Consider the following 17,359-nt stretch of genomic DNA (forward strand, 5'->3'; position numbering starts at 1 on the left):
AGGCGCCCCCAGGTGCGGACGTCGCTCGCTCCAGTCCGGGCAGGCACAAGCGGTGCGGGCGTTGCGGTGGGCCAGCGCCTGGATGAACAGGCCGTGCCCGGCCAGCTCATTGGCACCTTTGTGAGTCACGATCACCCGCTGGTCGCCCTGCTCGATCCATCCGGCATCCAGCAGGCGCTGATACAGGTCGGCCGCCAGGGTGCCGCCCAGATGGTCTTCGCAAAAGCCTGGCCCGCATCAACGAAGCGGGAGCCGACGGGGCCTTGCCCGGCATGACTCCGCGCTTGAAGACTTCCGGAAGCTGGCGCGGCGTACTGGCCAGGGTCGCGCTGGCCAGCGCTTCGACGGCAGCGCCGATCTCGGGTGCCGCCAGGCGGAAAAACCGTTTGCGGCCACGGGCTTCGACTTTCAACAGGCCACCGGCGGACAGACGGCCCAGATGAGCGCTGGCCGAAGACGGCGACAGCCCGGCCAGCAACGCCAGCTCTTCAGCCTGCCGCGCAGTGCCGTCCATCAAGGCCCACATCATTGCGCTGCGTTTTGGGTCGGCCAGCAGCGTGGCGATCTGGCTGATGCAAGGTGCATGTTCCATGTATTCACTCCCTGTTGAATCATTCGTCTACTGCTCTGGCGCTAGTGACCAGCAATGGGGCCGCCCAAAGCGGCTCGACCGCCGCAAATCGCGCGCCGCTTCAGGCGGCCGCTAGTATAAGCGTGCGGATCGAGGTTTCCTGTCCTCCGGAAACCTTTGGAGGCGATTGTTCGTGAGGGAAAAGTCTCTATTTACGCGCGACTAATGGTCGTCCCCCGTCGAGAGGGCAAATTGTGCCGTCAACCGGCCACAACGCAGCTTGAGCATTTCCCGCAGCAGATTGATGGGTTTGCTCAGTTGCGCTCGGTGAGCACACAGCAGATTGAGCGGCGCGCGTTCGCATTGCAGATGCGGCAGAAGGATTTTCAAACGTCCGGCCAACACATCGGTTGAAACGTCCAGCCAGGACTTGTAAGCGATCCCCGCGCCTGCCACCGCCCAGCGACGCACCACATCGGCATCGTCGCTGAAGCGGTCGCCGCTGACGGTCAGGCTCATTTCCCGTTTGCCGTCATGAAAACGCCAACGGTCATGAACCCGCGTGCCGAGCATGTACAACAGGCAATTGTGCTGGACCAGTTGCTCCAACTGAACAGGTTCGCCATGCCGAGCCAGGTAACTGGGCGATGCACACAGCACCCGGCGGTTATCCGGCGCGACCGGCAGGGCCACCAGGCTCGAATCTTCCGGCTCGCCATAACGCAACGCGACGTCCACCGGCTGCTTGAACAGATCAGCGATGCGATCACCCAGCAGCAGTCGCACGGTCAGCCCCGGATGCTCCTCCTGGAACGCGTCCAGCCAGGGCAGCAGCAGGTTGCGTCCCAAGTCCGAGGGGGCGGACAACTGCAACACCCCGCTGACCTGATCCTGGCCGCTGGTCAATAACCTGCGTCCTTCGTCGAGGCTGCTCAGCGCCGCACGGGCATACTCAAGGAAGCCTTCGCCCTCGGCCGTCAGGCGCAAACTGCGGGTAGAGCGCGCCAACAGCCGGGCGCCCAAGTGTTGTTCTATCCGCTTCAATGCGGCGCTGGCCACCGCCGCCGACAGGTCCATGACCCTGGCCGCGGCAGACAGGCTGCCCAGGTCTGCGGCCCGGACGAACAACTGCAAGTCGTCGAATCGAAGCATGACGGCCTCATTATCAAAAAAACATTGAAAGAGCCTGTTCTTTTAGCCGGTTTTATCTCGGCGATAAATAGCTAACCATTGGCTTCATCGAACTCACTTCAAGGAGCCGCCCTATGAAAGCCATCGCCTACTACCATTCGTTACCGATCACCGACCCGCAATCGCTGCAGGACATTGAACTGCCGGAACCCACCGCCGGCCCTCGGGACCTGCTGGTGGAAGTCAAAGCCATTTCGGTCAACCCGGTCGACACGAAAATTCGTCAGAACGTCCAGCCTGAAGACGGCGCAGCCAAAGTGCTGGGTTGGGACGTGGCCGGCGTGGTCAAGGCGGTGGGCAATGAGGTCACGCTGTTCAAGGCCGGTGACAAAGTGTTCTACGCCGGCTCCATTGCCCGCGCCGGCGGCAACAGCCAATTGCATGTGGTGGATGAACGTATCGTCGGCCAGATGCCCAAGACACTCGGTTTCGCCGAAGCCGCTGCCTTGCCGCTGACGGCCATTACCGCGTGGGAATTGCTGTTCGAGCGCCTGCAAATCCAGGAAGGCCAGGAGGATCAGGGGCAAAGCCTGTTGATCGTCGGCGCTGCGGGAGGTGTCGGCTCGATACTGACGCAACTGGCCAGCCAGCTCACCGCACTGAAAGTGATTGGCAGCGCTTCCCGGCCGCAGACTCAGGACTGGGTAAGAGGCCTGGGTGCCGATCTGGTCGTGGACCATAGCCATCCGCTGAGCGATGTATTAAAGCAGGCAGGCCAGGCTCAGGTGACCCATGTCGCCAGCCTGACCCACACCGATCTGCATCTGGATCAATTGGTGGAAGCCCTGGCGCCCCAAGGCAAACTGGCGCTGATCGATGATCCCAAGGCGCTGGATGTGACCAAACTCAAGCGCAAGAGCCTGTCGTTGCATTGGGAGTTCATGTACACCCGCTCACTGTTCGAAACGGCGGACATGATTGAGCAACATAACCTGCTCAACCGCGTCGCCGCGCTAATCGATGCCGGCACATTGCAGACCACCGTGGGCGAGCACTTTGGCACCATCAACGCCGAAAACCTGCGCCGGGCCCATGCCCTGCTGGAAAGCGGAAAAGCCAAAGGCAAGATTGTGCTTGAAGGTTTCTAACCACCGATAAGGGGGCGGTTTTTGTAGAGGCAAAGCTTGCTCGCGATGAAGGTCGCGCGGTTCCCCGTCAGGCCAAGTCGTCGCGTATCGCGAGCAAGCTTTGCTCCCACAAAAAAAACCTGCACCGTCAGTCTGAGAATTGACCCTTGTCACAATTACGATCGCATTCAGGTCTACACTCGAGGCCTTTGCAGCACAATCTTTTACGTGAGGAGGTCAGCAATGAAGATCCTGATAAAAGAAGTGGCAAAATCCCAGTGGCAAGTGCGTCTTGACCAACACGTCGTGACCTTCCGCACCGAGGCCGAGGCCCAGGCTTTCGCCACCACCCTGCAAGCGCGTATTCACGCACCTCACCGCTACCCTGAACAGCAGCAGCGAGCGGCCGGCTGAATCAGTCCTGGCCACTGGCTTGTGCCAGTGTCCGGGCCTGTTGCAGGCGGCGGGTCAGCATCGCTGCACCCACCACCAATAACCCGCAAAGGCTGATGACCATCGCCATCGGCACGGCACTGCCATCGTGCAGCGCCGCCACCAATGCGGCGGCACCGGCGGCCACCGAAAACTGCAGGCATCCCAGCATCGCCGACGCGCTACCGGCACGAGCACCCTGTCCACTCATGGCACAAGCCGAGGCATTGGGCAGGATGCAACCCAGGCTGGCGATGCAAATGAACAGCGGAATCAATAACGGCCACAACCGCTCAGGGTGCAAGGAACTGACCGCCAACAAACACAGCCCGGCGGCGAGATAGACCCACACCGCGCGCGACAGCAGGAATGCCGGCCCACGTTTGGACAACAACCGGGCGTTGACCTGTGCCACCAGGATAAAACCCGCCGCGTTGGTTCCGAACAGCCAGCCGAAGTGTTCGGCCGGCACACCGTAGAGCTTGATGAAGACGAAAGGCGAACCGGCAATGTAGGCAAACATCCCGGCGATAGCGATGCCTCCCGTCAAGGCATGCCCGAGGTAGACCGTGTCGGTCAACAGTCGACCATATTGGCGCAACGCCCCGGACAATGGTTGACGCGGCACATGGGCCGGCAGACTTTCCGGCAGCCACAATGCCACGGCCGTCGCCGCCAGTGCGCTGAACAGCGTCAGGGCAATGAAGATCGATTGCCAGCCATGCAGGTTCACCAACAGCCCGCCAAGCATTGGCGCGAGGATCGGCGCCAGCCCCATCACCAGCATCAGTTGCGAGAACACCTTGGCCGAGCCCACCGCGTCGCATTTGTCGCTGACCACCGCCCGGGAAATCACCATGCCGGCGCATCCGCCCAGAGCCTGGACGAAACGGGCACCGATCAGCCATTCCAGACTCGGCGCATAGGCACAGGCCAGAGAAGCCAGGGTGAACAGACCGACGCCCGTCAGCAATGGAATGCGCCGGCCGAAGCGATCCGCCACCGGCCCATAAGCCAGTTGCCCGATGGACAATCCGAGGAAATAAGCCGCCAGGGTCAGTTGGATGTGATTTTCGTCGGTGCCGAAGGCAGTCGCCATGGCCGGGAAAGCCGGCAGATAGAAATCGATCGCCAAGGGACCGAATGCGCTCAAGGCGCCAAGAATCAGAATGGTACGGAAGTTCATCGGGCGTCCAGGTTCAGGCGTCAGTCAGCAGCCCGACAGTCTAGCCCTGCCGGGCGCTCTTGAACATTCCGATAGGTCGCTAACTATTAAAAAATCTCAGGCGGGACTGGCCTCGTACCCCTCCTCTTTAATGGCTTGGAGCACGGCATCGACCGACAACGAACTCTGGACCTGAACGGTCCTGGCGCCCAGATCGATCTGCACCTGCGCCGCCGGATCCTTGGCCTGCACAGCCTGGGTGATGGCCTTGACGCAGTGACCGCAGGACATTCCCTGAACATTGAATGTTTGCATGAGATGACTCCTTGGGATTGAGGTTGCCAGCAGTTTCAAGCTTGCCATCATGGAAAGGTCAAGTTCTGACGAAAACTGCCGGGCTGGCAATCGCTGCCAAGCTCGGCCAAGCTGCACACATCAAGGATTTCACACCGGAGGTTCAGCCATGCGCTGGTCAGCGTTCAGCCTGTTTTGCATGCTCGGTTTGTCAGCGGTGAGCCCTCAGGCGTTGGCCGTCGGCGAAGACTACGGCGTGCTGATCATTTCCCGCGAGCGCCTGGAAGTGCCGACTTCCTGCGAAATCGGCATCTATATCGGCGATCAGCTCTCGGGGCGTTTGTTCCAGGAACAGAGCACCTCCTTCAACCTGCCACCCGGAAAATTCTCCTTGCGCTTGAAGCTGCTGCCAGGCCAGGCGCCGGGCTGCAGCCCGGGCATGCTTGCGCCGGGGTCGCAGGATGTGACGCTCAAGGCTGGCGACATACTGAAGTTCCGCATTGCCATGACCCAGGAAGGGATGTATCTCAAGCCGGCTGAGCTGGGTTATTGACCCCTTAGATAAAAAGTGGGAGCAAGCCCGCTCCCACAAAGTGTGTGTGCAAGCGTTTGGATTAGCGCTTGACCTTCCCGGCGTGGCAAGGTTGATCCTGTAGTCATTCACTACAGGGAGCCTGTCCGATGTCTGAATCCACCCTTTTCGATCTGCCGATTGCCGGGATGACCTGTGCCAGCTGCGCCGGGCGGGTCGAGCGCGCCTTGAGCAACGTCACAGGGGCCAGCGCCGTCAGCGTGAACCTGGCGACCGAACAGGCGCGGATCCAGGCGCCCGAGGGCAGCCTGCCAGCCTTGATGCAGGCCGTCGAACAGGCCGGCTACAGTGTCCCCGTCCAGACGCTGGAACTGTCCATCGAGGGAATGACCTGTGCCTCATGCGTCGGCCGGGTCGAGCGTGCCCTGAGCAAAGTCGCCGGGGTGAACCGTGTCAGCGTCAACCTCGCCAACGAACGGGCCCACCTGGACTTGCTCGGCCGGGTCGACCCGCAAACCCTGATCAATGCGGTCAAGGGCGCCGGTTATGACGCCAGTGTCTGGCAGGCCGAGCAACCCCATGACGCACAAAGCAATCGCCTGAATCGCGAGCGCCTGGCCTTGGTGCTGGCGATTTTGCTGTCCGTACCGTTAGTGCTGCCCATGCTTTTGCAACCGTTTGGCGTGCATTGGATGCTGCCGGCCTGGGTTCAATTCGCTTTGGCGACGCCGGTGCAGTTCATTTTCGGTGCGCGTTTCTATATCGCGGCTTACAAGGCCGTGCGTGCCGGGGCCGGGAACATGGATCTGCTGGTGGCCCTGGGCACCAGCGCGGGTTATGGCTTGAGCATTTATGAATGGGCCATTGCCCGCCCTGGCAGCATGCCGCACCTGTATTTCGAGGCCTCGGCCGTGGTGATTGCCCTGGTATTGCTCGGCAAATACCTGGAAAGCCGCGCCAAGCACCAAACCGCCAGTGCTATCCGTGCCCTCGAAGCTTTGCGACCGGAGCGGGCGATTCAGGTCATTGACGGGCAGGAGCGGGACGTCGCCATCAGCGCCCTGCGCTTGAATGATCGGGTGCTGGTCAAACCCGGCGAACGCTTCCCGGTGGATGGCGAAGTGCTGGAAGGCCAGAGTCACGCTGACGAAGCCTTGATCAGTGGCGAAAGCCTGCCGGTGCCCAAACAGCCCGGCGACAAGGTGACGGGCGGTGCCATCAACGGCGAAGGCCGCCTGCTGGTGCGCACCCAGGCCCTGGGCACGGAAACCGTCCTGGCGCGCATCATCCGCCTGGTGGAAGACGCCCAGGCGGCCAAGGCCCCCATTCAAAAGCTGGTGGATAAAGTCAGCCAGGTCTTCGTGCCGGTCGTGCTGGTGCTGGCATTGGCGACGTTGATCGGCTGGTGGTTGTATGGCGCCCCCCTGGAGACGGCACTGATCAACGCTGTCGCCGTGCTGGTGATCGCCTGCCCGTGCGCCCTCGGTCTGGCGACACCCACGGCAATCATGGCCGGCACCGGGGTGGCTGCCCGCCATGGAATCCTGATCAAGGATGCCGAGGCCTTGGAGCGCGCCCATGAAGTCGACACCGTGGTGTTCGACAAGACCGGAACCTTGACTTCCGGCACACCACGCATCGCCCACTTGAGCGCTCTGGACGGTGACGAAGACAAGCTGCTGCAAATGGCCGGCGCACTGCAACGCGGCAGCGAACATCCCCTGGCCAAGGCGGTGCTGGATGCGTGTGCGGAGCGCGGCCTGGTTGTCCCGGACATCAACGACAGCCAGTCGCTGACCGGACGCGGTATTGCCGGCAGCCTGGACGGGCAGCGCCTGGCCCTCGGTAACCGACGTTTGCTGGACGAACTGGGCCTGGCCCCCGGTTCGCTGAGCGAGTCGGCCCAGGCCTGGGAGACCGAGGGCCGAACCCTGTCCTGGCTGATTGAGCAAAACGCCACGCCACGGGTGCTGGGCCTGTTCGCTTTCGGCGACACACTCAAGCCCGGCGCCCTGGCGGCCGTACACGCCCTGAATGAACGCCATATCGGCAGCCACCTGCTGACTGGCGACAACCGCGGCAGTGCCCGGGTGGTGGCCGAGGCATTGGGCATCGCCAACGTTCATGCCGAAGTACTGCCGGCCGACAAGTCCGCCATCGTCCAACAGTTGAAGACCCATGCGGTGGTGGCCATGGTAGGCGACGGTATCAACGACGCCCCGGCCCTCGCCGCCGCGGACATTGGCATTGCCATGGGCGGCGGCACCGACGTGGCAATGCACGCCGCCGGTATTACCCTCATGCGCGGCGATCCACGGCTGGTGCCCGCGGCGCTGGAGATCAGCCGCAAGACCTACGCCAAGATCCGTCAGAACCTGTTCTGGGCATTCGTCTACAACTTGATCGGTATTCCCCTGGCGGCATTCGGCTTCCTCAACCCGGTGCTGGCCGGCGCGGCCATGGCCTTGTCGAGCGTCAGCGTGGTGAGCAACGCGTTACTGTTGAAACTCTGGACACCCAAACACCTGGAGGACAAGCGATGAACATCGGCCAAGCGGCCCGCCAGAGCGGCCTGAGTGCGAAGATGATCCGGTACTACGAATCCATTGGCCTGCTCAAGGCAGCTCATCGCACCGACAGCGGCTACCGGATCTACGGTGCCGATGACCTGCACACCCTGGCCTTTATCAAGCGCTCCCGGGACCTTGGGTTTTCATTGGAAGAGGTCGGCAAATTGCTGACCCTCTGGCAGGACCGCCAACGCGCCAGCGCAGACGTCAAGGCCTTGGCCCGGCAACACATCGACGAACTGAACCAGAAAATCCGCGAACTGGCCGAACTGCGCGACACCCTCCAGGACCTGGTGGAACACTGCCACGGCGACCACCGCCCGGACTGCCCGATTCTCAAGGAACTGGCGTCGGGGTGTTGCGAGAAGACAGTGCATGCTTGAGCGAAGGTGAGAGTGAGCCTGCTCGCGATGACGCCAGCACATCCTACATCCATGCAAGCTGATACATCGCTATCGCGAGCAGGCTCGCTCCCACAGGGGATTTGTGCAGGACGCAGGATCCATATACCCCCGAGAACCAATGTGGGAGCGAGCCTGCTCGCGATGACGCCAGCACATCCTACATCCATGCAAGCTGATACACCGCTATCGCGAGCAGGCTCGCTCCCACAGGGGATTTGTGCAGGACGCAGGATCCATATACCCCCGAGAACCAATGTGGGAGCGAGCCTGCTCGCGATGACGCCGGCACATCCTACATCCATGCAAGCTGATACACCGCTATCGCGAGCAAGCTCGCTCCCACAGGGGATTTGTGCAGGACGCAGGATCCATATACCCCCGAGAACCAATGTGGGAGCGAGCCTGCTCGCGATGACGCCGGCACATCCTACATCCATGCAAGCTGATACACCGCTATCGCGAGCAAGCTCGCTCCCACAGGGGATTTGTGCAGGACGCAGGATCCATATACCCCCGAGAACCAATGTGGGAGCGAGCCTGCTCGCGATGACGCCGGCACATCCTACATCCATGCAAGCTGATACACCGCTATCGCGAGCAAGCTCGCTCCCACAGGGGATTTGTGCAGGACGCAGGATCCATATACCCCCGAGAACCAATGTGGGAGCGAGCCTGCTCGCGATGACGCCGGCACATCCTACATCCATGCAAGCTGATACACCGCTATCGCGAGCAGGCTCGCTCCCACAGGGGATTGGTTCCGAACGCAGGATCCATATACCCCCGAGAACCAATGTGGGAGCGAGCCTGCTCGCGATGACGCTGGCACATCCTACATCCATGCAAGCTGATACACCGCTATCGCGAGCAAGCTCGCTCCCACAGGGAGTTGGTGGCGGACGCAGGTGTTGAGGGCCTCACAAAAAACAGTGTGGGATTTTTTGGGCAGCCACAAAAAACCCGGCCTGGGCCGGGTTTCTGGTCAAGCGCTCACTGCATCCAGGGCGGAGGCGGTTCTTCGGTTTTGCCGGGTGGAGCGTCGTCAGCGGCGCGGACGGCCTGGCGGCGTTCCTCGTCCAGACGGGCAGCCTCGATTTCACGCATGATCCCGCCGACATCCGCCAGTTCTTCCGGCTCATCGAACTCGCCGGTCAGCACGCTGGCCGGGTGCAAGGTGCCGGCCTCATACAACGCCCACATTTCCTTCGCGTACCGGGTGCGCTTGAGCTCCGGGGCAAACCGGCCGAAGTAGGACGCCATGTTGCCCACATCCCGCTCCAGCATGCTGAAGGCGTGATTGTTGCCAGCGGCGTCCACCGCCTGCGGCAGATCGATGATCACCGGGCCCGTCGGCGTAAGCAGCACGTTGAACTCCGACAGGTCACCGTGCACCAGACCGGTACACAGCATCAACACGATCTGGGAGATCAGGAACGCGTGATACTCACGGGCCTGATCCGGCTCCAGTACCACATCGTTCAGACGCGGTGCCGCATCGCCGTATTCGTCTGCCACCAGTTCCATCAGCAGCACGCCTTCGAGGAAGTCGTACGGCTTGGGCACTCGCACGCCCGCGCCGGCCAACCGGAACAGCGCCGCCACTTCGGCATTCTGCCAGGCGTCTTCAGTTTCCTTGCGCCCGAACTTGGAGCCCTTGGCCATGGCCCGGGCCTGGCGGCTGTTACGCACCTTACGGCCTTCCTGGTATTCGGCCGCCTGACGAAAACTTCGCTTGTTCGCCTCCTTGTAGACTTTGGCGCAACGTAACTCGTTGCCGCAGCGCACCACATAAACAGCTGCTTCTTTACCACTCATGAGTGGGCGCAGCACCTCGTCGACCAGACCGTCCTCGATCAGGGGTTCAATGCGTTTTGGAGTCTTCATCAGCTTTTATTGTGGGTCCTTTATTACCGAACACGCGAATGACAGTCGTTATACGGCAATCCTCCCTCCACGGGGAGGGGTTGCCGACTTATGAACCCTTCGATGCACACAATGTGCCGGATTAATCGACCGAGCCGAATCATAGCCGAGACAGCGCATAGCGTTGGCAACTGAATGCAAAGGCATTTGCGACAAGAGCTGACAGCCATGCCCAGTGCAGCTGATTCAATGTTTAAACAACTCCCCCGGGGTCAATCCAAACATCCCCTTGAACGCCACTATGAAAGCGGACGTGGAATCGTAGCCACAGGACAACGCCGCGCCGGTCACGCTATCGCCTTTTTCCAACGACCCCAAGGACGACAACAACCGAGTGCGCTGGCGCCAGGCGCGAAAGCTCAGGCCGGTTTCGCGCTGGAACAGACGCATCAGGGTTTTTTCCGATGTGCCCAGGCGCTCGGCCCACACTTGCAAAGTCACGTTCTGGTCGGGCTGTTCGATCAGCTCGTTGCACAACGCCAGCAGACGCGCATGCCGGGGAAGTGGCAGGCAAAAGCCAACCTCCGGCAGTGTTGCCAACTGGTCCAGCAACACTTGCACCAGTCGCGCTTGCTGGGTATCGCCCTGAGCGTAATCGGCCGGCAACTGACAAAAAGCCTTGATCAGCTCCCGCGCCAGCGGCGTGACCTCCAGCACTCGGCAGCGTTCATCGGCCCACGGACAGGCTTCGCGACGGACATAAAGGCTGCGCATTTCTGCCCGGGTGGAGGTCACCACATGATGCTCCAGGTCGGCAGGAATCCAGATGGCCCATTGTGGCGGGGCGAAAAAACTGCCTTCGGCGGTGTGCACACCCAGCACGCCACTGATGGCGTAGGAAAACTGCACCCAATCATGACGATGGGCCTGGGTCCACGAACCGGCGCTCAAGCTTTCGACACGGGCATAAAGCGGCCTGGGCAATTCCGTCAGGTCGGGAATGCGTCTTTCGAGTTGTTGGTGTCCGTTAGTCGGCATGGATTGGCCTTATGTCGCAAGACGGCTGCAAGTGCCGACGTTAGGCTAAGTCGACTTTTCTTACAACTTGCGGTGCCGTATGCACATTTTCAGACACCTCAAACGCCTGGTAACCGACTGGTTCCTGTGCGGCATGCTGCTTGCCACGTTGCTGGCGTATCTGTTTCCCAGCTTTGGCGCCACGGGTGGCGCCATGCATGCCGAGTGGGTGGTCAATATCGGCATCTTTGTCGTGTTCTTCCTGCACGGGATAAACCTGTCCGGCGAGCAGATCCGCCACGGTCTGAGAAACACCCGACTGCACGTGATGGTGCAGCTCTTTACCTTCGGCGTGTTTCCGTTGATCTGGCTGGTCAGCGATTGGCTTCTGGGCCGCCATGTGCCGTCACTGCTGATGCTGGGGTTCTTCTACCTGTGCGTCCTGCCCTCGACCATTTCATCCTCGGTGGCCCTGACCGGCAGCGCCGGCGGTAACGTACCGGCGGCGATTCTGAACGCGAGCCTGTCCAGCGTGCTGGGGATTTTCCTGACGCCACTGCTGGTCAGTTTCGTGGTCGGCAGCGGCGCCGGGGGTATCGATCTGGGTGCGACTTTGCTCGACCTTTGCCTGATGTTGCTGCTGCCGCTGGTGCTCGGACAGTTACTGCGGCGCTGGCTGGCCGGTTTTTTCGGGCGGTACAAACGCTACACCAGCATCATCGACAAACTGGTGATCCTGCTGCTGGTCTACGCGGCGTTCTGCAATTCGATGGTCTCCGGGATCTGGCAACAACAAGGCAACACTGTGCTGCTCAGTGCATTGCTTGGCAGTGCCGTGTTGCTGGCAATCATTTTGTGGATGACCACCCGCACCGCCCGGGCCCTGCGGTTCAGCAACGCCGATGAGATTGCCGCGGTGTTCTGCGCCAGCAAGAAATCCCTGGCGGCCGGGGTGCCGATGGCCGCGTTGATTTTCGGCAACAACCCCGGCCTGGGGCTGATCCTGTTGCCGATCATGATCTATCACCCGTTGCAGCTGATCGTCTGTTCGATCCTGGCCGAACGCTACGCCAACCGCCAACGGGAACTCATTCATCAACAACGCGAGGCGTCCCTCAACGCTCAATGATTGCCGTCACACCCTGGCCACCGGCCGCGCAGATGGAAATCAGACCGCGGCCCCGCCCCGCCGCGTCCAGCAACTTGGCGAGGTTGGCGACGATTCTTCCACCCGTGGCGGCAAACGGGTGGCCGGCGGCCAGGGAGCTGCCTTTCACGTTCAGCCGGCTGCGGTCTATGCTGCCCAACGGAGCGTCGAGGCCCAGTCGCGTCTTGCAATAATCCGGGTCTTCCCAGGCTTTGAGTGTGCATAACACTTGAGCGGCAAATGCCTCGTGGATCTCGTAGTAATCAAAGTCCTGTAACGTCAGGCCGTTGCGCGCCAGTAACCGAGGCACGGCGTAGGCCGGCGCCATCAACAACCCTTCTGCTCCGTTGACGAAATCCACCGCTGCCGTTTCGCCGTCGCGCACATACGCCAGGATCGGCAACCCCCGGGACTTGGCCCACTCTTCGCTGCCCAGCAACACCAGTGACGCGCCATCGGTCAATGGTGTGGAGTTGCCCGCCGTCATCGTGCCCTTGGCGCTTTTTTCGAAGGCCGGCTGGAGGGCGGTGAGTTTTTCCAGGGTCAGGTCCGGACGCAGATTGTTGTCCCGTGTCAGGCCGAGAAACGGCGTCATCAAATCGTTCTGCCAGCCTTCGGCGTAGGACGCGGCCATTTTCTGATGACTTTCCAGGGCCAATTGGTCCTGCTCCTCCCTGGGAATCTGCCAGGTCTGGGCCATCAGTTCGCAGTGCTGGCCCATGGACAGGCCGGTTCGTGGCTCGCCATTGCGCGGCAGTTCGGGAACGAGGTGCTGGGGACGCAGTTGCAGGAAGGTCTTGATTTTCTCAGCGGTGGTTTTGGCGCGATTGGCTTGCAGCAGGATTCTGCGCAGCCCTTCGTTGACGCCAATCGGCGCATCCGAGGTGGTGTCTACGCCGCCGGCAATGGCACTGTCGATCTGCCCGAGGGCGATCTTGTTGGCCGTCAACAGCACAGTCTCCAACCCCGTGCCGCAAGCCTGTTGCAGATCGTAGGCCGGGGTGGTGGGCGATAGCCGCGAGCCGAGCACGCATTCGCGGGTCAGGTTCAGATCCCGGGAAAGCTTGAGCACCGCACCGGCGGCCACCTCACCGATGTGCAGGCCATGCAGGTTATAGCGCTCGATCAGCCCCTCGAGCGCGGCGGTCAGCATCGCCTGGTTGCTGGCGGTGGCATAGGCCCCGTTGGAGCGGGCGAAGGGGATGCGGTTACCACCAATGATCGCGACGCGGCGTAGCTGTGTCATGAAGAACTCCCTGTGTATGTCCGGATGCGCCAATGGGCCTGCGGAAACCCGGCTCCCGCACAAGCTTAGGCTTTATCTGGCCAATCGAACGACTGATTGCCAATCATGGTCCACACTTTGAACCTCATCAGCCGGAGTGTGTTCCATGTCAGACCGTTATATCGACTTCGCCAATTCGCCCCTGGGCCTGCGTCTGGTCGGTGCGCTGGGCCTGCCATCGCCGGCCCGCCTGGAGCGCTGGCAGGCCGGGCGGCTGCGGCCGATCGAAGGTGCGTTGCTGTTGGGCGGCGGGCCGTTGACCGAACAGATCGGCGCATTTGCCAAGCGCCTGACCGATGCGATCTTCATCTACGGGGGCGAACCGACACTGGCCACCGAATGGATCCCCGGTCACGGTCCGAAAATCAAGGCGGTGGTGTACGACGCCAGTCATCTGGCGCAGGCCGACCAGCTCAAGCAACTGCGCGAGTTCTTCCAACCCCTGATGAAGAACCTCGACCACAGCGCCCATGTCGTCATCCTCGGCCGCGCTCCGGAAGGTCTCGCCGATCCGTTTGCCGCCAGCACGCAGCGGGCCTTGGAGGGCTTCAGCCGTTCCCTGGCCAAAGAGTTGCGCCACGGCGGGACGCTGCAATTGCTGTATGTGGGTGACGGCGCCGAGGCCCAACTGGAAGGTGCGCTGCGGTTTTTCCTGTCGCCCAAGAGCGCCTACGTTTCCGGGCAGGTCATTCGCCTTGATGCCTGCCAGGCCCAGGTCCAGGACTGGACGCGTCCACTCACCGGCCTCAAGGCTCTGGTCACCGGCGCGGCCCGGGGGATCGGCGCCTCCATTGCCGAAACCCTGTCCCGCGATGGCGCCGACGTGATCCTGCTGGACGTCCCGCAGGCCAAGGCCGATCTCGAAGCCCTGGCTGCACGCCTTAGCGGGCGCAGCGTGACGCTGGACATTTGTGCTGAAGACGCCGCTACACAGTTGACTGAACACCTGCCCGACGGCATCGACATCGTGGTGCACAACGCTGGCATCACCCGGGACAAGACGCTCGCCAACATGACCCCGGAGTTCTGGGACGCGGTGCTGGCGGTCAACCTCAACGCGCCGCAGGTGCTGACCAAGGCCCTGCTCGACAGTGGCACCCTGCGGGACAATGGCCGAGTAATTCTGCTGGCGTCCATCAGCGGCATCGCCGGCAATCGCGGCCAGACCAACTACGCAGCGAGCAAGGCCGGATTGATCGGTCTGGCCCAGGCCTGGGCGCCGGTCCTGCAACCTCGGGGGATCAGCATCAATGCCGTGGCCCCGGGTTTCATTGAAACCCGCATGACCGCCGACATCCCTTTCGCCCTGCGCGAAGCCGGGCGGCGCATGAGTTCCCTGGGCCAGGGCGGCCTGCCACAGGACGTCGCCGAAGCCGTGGCCTGGCTCGCCCAGCCGGGGACGGGCGCCGTTACCGGCCAAACGCTGCGGGTGTGCGGGCAAAGCCTCCTGGGAGCATGACCATGACGATCCAATGGCATGAAGTAAACGCCGCGCCCGGTATGTCCTCGCTGTACGTGAAAGCCGCGACACGGCGCAAGGTCACTGGAAAAACCTTGCCCCAGGACGGACTGCGCCAAGTGATACAGGTCGATCCGCAACGCCTGGCGGCCTATCGCAAGGTCTGCGGTTTTGCCGAAAACGGACTGCTGCCGCCGACCTACCCCCACGTACTGGCGTTTGCCCTGCAGATGCAATTGCTCACCGCCCGGGACTTTCCGTTCCCGTTGCTGGGGCTGATCCACTTGAGCAATCGCATCCGTGTACTGCGGCCCATGGGCGGGGTCAGCCAAGTGCAGGCTCGCGTCAACGTGCAGAATCTGCAAGCTCACCCCAAGGGCGCGGTGTTCGACCTCGTGACACGCATCGATGATCAATTGGGGCCGTTGTGGGAGGCTGAGAGCCAGATGCTTTGCAAGGGCGTCCAGCTTGACGGCGCGTTGGTGGAAGAGCCGCTGCAAGAGATTCAGGCATTGACTGAAGTGGCGCACTGGACCGCGCCGGCTGACATTGGCCGGCAATATGCCAAGGTGTCCGGCGATTACAACCCGATCCACCTGAGCGGCCTCAGCGCCCGGCTGTTCGGCTTCCCTACCGCCATCGCCCACGGCCTGTGGAACAAGGCCAGGACCCTGGCGGCGCTGGACGAACACTTACCCGATGCCAACGTCGAGATCGATGTCACCTTCAAGAAGCCGGTGCGCCTGCCCAGCGAAGTGACACTGCTGGCGAGTGCCGCGGGGTCCAGTGGGGACTTGCGATTGATCGGTTCGGGGGAGTTGGAGCATATGGTGGGGAGCTGGCGGCCGGCTGGCTGAGGACCGGCATCTTTGTTGAATGTGCGATGGCTATCGCGAGCAGGCTCGCTCCCACATGGGTTCTCGGGCGTTCATGGGGCCTGCGTTCGAAACAAATCCCCTGTGGGAGCGAGCCTGCTCGCGATAGCGGTGGGTCAGCTTGCATCGATGTTGAATGGGCCGCCGTCATCGCGAGCAGACTCGCTTCCACATGGGTTCTCGGGCGTTCATGGGGCCTGCGTGCGACACAAATCCCCTGTGGGAGCGAGCCTGCTCGCGATAGCGGTGGGTCAGTTGGCGTCGATGCTGAGTCCGCCTACCGCGGCGGATAGTTCGCCAGGATCCGCGCAACCGTCTCACGCACTGCGGTGCTGCGATCCGTCGGATTGGGCGAGTTGCTGAGCATTCGTTCATCACTGCCACGCCACACCAGCTTGCCGTCCTTGCCATCGAGCAGGTCAATCTGCACCGTGGCGACCTTGTAGCTGATGTTGCGGGTTTCGTTGTACATCGGCCCGCCCCAATAGCCATTCCAAGGGCTGCCCCAACCACCGCCGTAGTTGGTCGTAATCTGTTGCTGGCGATCCTCGACGATCAGGTAGGCCTGGACCATCACATCCCCTCGCCCGCCAGCCTGGGCCGGGCGCAGACCGCGCTGGTCGAGTTGATCGGCAACCGCCTGGCGGATCCGCTGTTCGGTCAGGTCGCTCTTGATGCGCGGATCATCGGGACGATATTGCAGCGCCGGCTCTTTCCAGCTCCAACTGCGGTAAGCCGAGAAATCCCGGCTGGTGTCAAAGTCGTGGTTGACCGGGGTACCCGCACAGGCGCCGAGCAACAGGGTAAAAGCCAGTAGAGCGATACGGCGAAACATGGTTTTTCTCCGTTGCGTAATCAACTTGGAGGATAAGCCGACAGGGCTTTTTCCACCGCTTCGCGAATGGCATCGGTGCGCGCGCTCTGACTGCCGCGCTGGCTGGTCTCGGCGCTGGCGCTCCACACCGGCTGACCATTACGGGCATCGAACAGGTCCACTCGCACCACCACGACCTGCTCCCGATAAGTGCGCACCACCGGCACCGAGTGATACATGCCATAGCCGGGGCCGTAGCGGTCGTAACGGTTATAGCCGCCGTAGTAACCGGAATCATAGTCGTCCCGAACCTGACGCACGCGCGTTTCCAGGCGCAGGTCGGCACTGACGAACAGGTCGGCCGGGCGGTTGTCATGCAATGGACGCAGGCCGCGTTGATCCAGGGCGTTGCTCACCGCTTCAGCCACCTGGGCCGAGTCCGCCCAAGCGGTGCCCGGTGGCAGTCGCCCGTTGAGCCAGGCCCAACTGCGATAGCGCCCGTAGTCACGGGGTGGCGCGGGGTAAGCGCTGCGGTCAAACACCGTGGCGGCCTGCGGCGGCGCCGGTGGCAGCGGGTTAGACGTGGCGACATACGGGTTGCTGCCCTGGCAGGCAGCCAGTCCCAGGCACAACACCAACAACCCTGAACGACCTTTCATTTCGCGCTCCGATT

General features: G+C 62.1%; 16 protein-coding genes and 1 pseudogene. 8 read left to right on the top strand and 9 right to left on the bottom strand.

Going from position 1 to position 17,359, the window contains the following annotated elements; all coding sequences use genetic code 11:
* Positions 1 to 6 precede the first annotated feature (6 nt).
* Positions 7 to 592, bottom strand: a pseudogene (locus tag BW979_RS00005) (ArsR/SmtB family transcription factor); the annotation flags it as partial.
* A 201-nt stretch (positions 593 to 793) separates the two neighbouring features.
* A complete protein-coding gene (locus BW979_RS00010; RefSeq protein ID WP_076382804.1) occupies positions 794 to 1,723 on the bottom strand; it encodes a LysR family transcriptional regulator in 930 nt (309 codons plus the stop codon).
* A 113-nt stretch (positions 1,724 to 1,836) separates the two neighbouring features.
* Between BW979_RS00010 and BW979_RS00015 the strand changes: the two genes are divergently transcribed.
* Both BW979_RS00015 and BW979_RS27550 read left to right on the top strand, forming a co-directional pair.
* A complete protein-coding gene (locus BW979_RS00015) occupies positions 1,837 to 2,850 on the top strand; it encodes a zinc-binding alcohol dehydrogenase family protein (protein WP_047227417.1) in 1,014 nt (337 codons plus the stop codon).
* 222 nt (positions 2,851 to 3,072) lie between these two features.
* Positions 3,073 to 3,243 (top strand): hypothetical protein, encoded by a 171-nt coding sequence (locus BW979_RS27550; protein ID WP_171061426.1) that lies wholly within the window; start codon positions 3,073 to 3,075, stop codon positions 3,241 to 3,243.
* Between the two features lies 1 nt (position 3,244).
* Here the strand turns inward: BW979_RS27550 and BW979_RS00020 are convergent, their stop codons facing one another.
* Both BW979_RS00020 and BW979_RS00025 read right to left on the bottom strand, forming a co-directional pair.
* Positions 3,245 to 4,447, bottom strand: a complete 1,203-nt coding sequence (locus BW979_RS00020) for a multidrug effflux MFS transporter (protein ID WP_076382806.1) — start codon at positions 4,445 to 4,447, stop codon at positions 3,245 to 3,247.
* Positions 4,448 to 4,543: 96 nt separating this feature from the next.
* The gene (locus tag BW979_RS00025) at positions 4,544 to 4,741 is read right to left on the bottom strand and encodes a heavy-metal-associated domain-containing protein (protein ID WP_047227415.1); all 198 of its coding nucleotides are present in this window, start codon (positions 4,739 to 4,741) and stop codon (positions 4,544 to 4,546) included.
* 148 nt (positions 4,742 to 4,889) lie between these two features.
* Between BW979_RS00025 and BW979_RS00030 the strand changes: the two genes are divergently transcribed.
* The 3 genes from BW979_RS00030 (at position 4,890) to cueR (ending at position 8,205) form a co-directional block, all read left to right on the top strand.
* Positions 4,890 to 5,273, top strand: coding sequence for a hypothetical protein (locus tag BW979_RS00030; protein ID WP_047227414.1), 384 nt, complete (start codon positions 4,890 to 4,892; stop codon positions 5,271 to 5,273).
* A 128-nt stretch (positions 5,274 to 5,401) separates the two neighbouring features.
* Positions 5,402 to 7,795, top strand: a complete 2,394-nt coding sequence (locus BW979_RS00035) for a heavy metal translocating P-type ATPase (RefSeq protein ID WP_076382808.1) — start codon at positions 5,402 to 5,404, stop codon at positions 7,793 to 7,795.
* Positions 7,792 to 8,205 (top strand): Cu(I)-responsive transcriptional regulator, encoded by a 414-nt coding sequence (cueR, locus tag BW979_RS00040; protein WP_047227412.1) that lies wholly within the window; start codon positions 7,792 to 7,794, stop codon positions 8,203 to 8,205. The genes BW979_RS00035 and cueR overlap by 4 nt, the downstream gene beginning before the upstream one ends.
* A gap of 1,011 nt (positions 8,206 to 9,216) precedes the next feature.
* On the opposite strand, the gene BW979_RS00045 is transcribed toward cueR, so the two are convergent.
* Together BW979_RS00045 and BW979_RS00050 are read right to left on the bottom strand one after the other, a co-directional pair.
* Positions 9,217 to 10,110 carry a PA4780 family RIO1-like protein kinase gene (locus BW979_RS00045; protein ID WP_047227411.1) on the bottom strand — a complete coding sequence of 298 codons (894 nt, stop codon included), beginning with the start codon at positions 10,108 to 10,110 and terminating at the stop codon, positions 9,217 to 9,219.
* 225 nt (positions 10,111 to 10,335) lie between these two features.
* Positions 10,336 to 11,127 carry an AraC family transcriptional regulator gene (locus tag BW979_RS00050; RefSeq protein ID WP_076382810.1) on the bottom strand — a complete coding sequence of 264 codons (792 nt, stop codon included), beginning with the start codon at positions 11,125 to 11,127 and terminating at the stop codon, positions 10,336 to 10,338.
* Positions 11,128 to 11,206: 79 nt separating this feature from the next.
* Here BW979_RS00050 and BW979_RS00055 point away from each other — a divergent pair, with 79 nt between their 5' ends.
* Positions 11,207 to 12,235 (top strand): bile acid:sodium symporter family protein, encoded by a 1,029-nt coding sequence (locus tag BW979_RS00055; protein ID WP_076382812.1) that lies wholly within the window; start codon positions 11,207 to 11,209, stop codon positions 12,233 to 12,235.
* Here BW979_RS00055 and BW979_RS00060 read toward each other — a convergent pair.
* On the bottom strand, positions 12,222 to 13,499 hold the full coding sequence (locus tag BW979_RS00060) for an acetyl-CoA C-acetyltransferase (RefSeq protein WP_047227408.1): 1,278 nt from the start codon (positions 13,497 to 13,499) through the stop codon (positions 12,222 to 12,224). The genes BW979_RS00055 and BW979_RS00060 overlap by 14 nt on opposite strands.
* Before the next feature lie 145 nt (positions 13,500 to 13,644).
* On the opposite strand from BW979_RS00060, the gene BW979_RS00065 reads away from it, so the two are divergent.
* Both BW979_RS00065 and BW979_RS00070 read left to right on the top strand, forming a co-directional pair.
* Entirely contained in the window at positions 13,645 to 14,997 is a 1,353-nt protein-coding gene (locus BW979_RS00065) for a 3-oxoacyl-ACP reductase (protein WP_076382814.1), read from the top strand.
* A 2-nt stretch (positions 14,998 to 14,999) separates the two neighbouring features.
* Entirely contained in the window at positions 15,000 to 15,854 is an 855-nt protein-coding gene (locus BW979_RS00070) for a MaoC family dehydratase (protein ID WP_047227406.1), read from the top strand.
* 295 nt (positions 15,855 to 16,149) lie between these two features.
* Here the strand turns inward: BW979_RS00070 and BW979_RS00080 are convergent, their stop codons facing one another.
* Entirely contained in the window at positions 16,150 to 16,707 is a 558-nt protein-coding gene (locus BW979_RS00080) for a DUF4136 domain-containing protein (protein ID WP_047227405.1), read from the bottom strand.
* 20 nt (positions 16,708 to 16,727) lie between these two features.
* On the bottom strand, positions 16,728 to 17,345 hold the full coding sequence (locus tag BW979_RS00085; RefSeq protein ID WP_076382818.1) for a DUF4136 domain-containing protein: 618 nt from the start codon (positions 17,343 to 17,345) through the stop codon (positions 16,728 to 16,730).
* Positions 17,346 to 17,359 lie beyond the last annotated feature (14 nt).

Origin of the sequence: Pseudomonas sp. A214 (assembly GCF_900156295.1) — a bacterium.
In the GTDB taxonomy this organism is placed as follows: Bacteria; Pseudomonadota; Gammaproteobacteria; order Pseudomonadales; family Pseudomonadaceae; genus Aquipseudomonas; species Aquipseudomonas rhizophila.

Excerpts from the sequence above, each read along its gene's own strand:
- BW979_RS00035 (WP_076382808.1), top strand. The coding sequence starts at position 5,402 with ATGTCTGAATCCACCCTTTTCGATCTGCCGATTGCCGGGATGACCTGT.
- BW979_RS00030 (WP_047227414.1), top strand. The coding sequence starts at position 4,890 with ATGCGCTGGTCAGCGTTCAGCCTGTTTTGCATGCTCGGTTTGTCAGCG.
- BW979_RS00065 (WP_076382814.1), top strand. The coding sequence starts at position 13,645 with ATGTCAGACCGTTATATCGACTTCGCCAATTCGCCCCTGGGCCTGCGT.
- BW979_RS00045 (WP_047227411.1), bottom strand. The coding sequence starts at position 10,110 with ATGAAGACTCCAAAACGCATTGAACCCCTGATCGAGGACGGTCTGGTC.
- BW979_RS00050 (WP_076382810.1), bottom strand. The coding sequence starts at position 11,127 with ATGCCGACTAACGGACACCAACAACTCGAAAGACGCATTCCCGACCTG.
- BW979_RS00010 (WP_076382804.1), bottom strand. The coding sequence starts at position 1,723 with ATGCTTCGATTCGACGACTTGCAGTTGTTCGTCCGGGCCGCAGACCTG.
- cueR (WP_047227412.1), top strand. The coding sequence starts at position 7,792 with ATGAACATCGGCCAAGCGGCCCGCCAGAGCGGCCTGAGTGCGAAGATG.
- BW979_RS27550 (WP_171061426.1), top strand. The coding sequence starts at position 3,073 with ATGAAGATCCTGATAAAAGAAGTGGCAAAATCCCAGTGGCAAGTGCGT.
- BW979_RS00015 (WP_047227417.1), top strand. The coding sequence starts at position 1,837 with ATGAAAGCCATCGCCTACTACCATTCGTTACCGATCACCGACCCGCAA.
- BW979_RS00055 (WP_076382812.1), top strand. The coding sequence starts at position 11,207 with ATGCACATTTTCAGACACCTCAAACGCCTGGTAACCGACTGGTTCCTG.
- BW979_RS00025 (WP_047227415.1), bottom strand. The coding sequence starts at position 4,741 with ATGCAAACATTCAATGTTCAGGGAATGTCCTGCGGTCACTGCGTCAAG.
- BW979_RS00020 (WP_076382806.1), bottom strand. The coding sequence starts at position 4,447 with ATGAACTTCCGTACCATTCTGATTCTTGGCGCCTTGAGCGCATTCGGT.
- BW979_RS00070 (WP_047227406.1), top strand. The coding sequence starts at position 15,000 with ATGACGATCCAATGGCATGAAGTAAACGCCGCGCCCGGTATGTCCTCG.
- BW979_RS00080 (WP_047227405.1), bottom strand. The coding sequence starts at position 16,707 with ATGTTTCGCCGTATCGCTCTACTGGCTTTTACCCTGTTGCTCGGCGCC.
- BW979_RS00085 (WP_076382818.1), bottom strand. The coding sequence starts at position 17,345 with ATGAAAGGTCGTTCAGGGTTGTTGGTGTTGTGCCTGGGACTGGCTGCC.
- BW979_RS00060 (WP_047227408.1), bottom strand. The coding sequence starts at position 13,499 with ATGACACAGCTACGCCGCGTCGCGATCATTGGTGGTAACCGCATCCCC.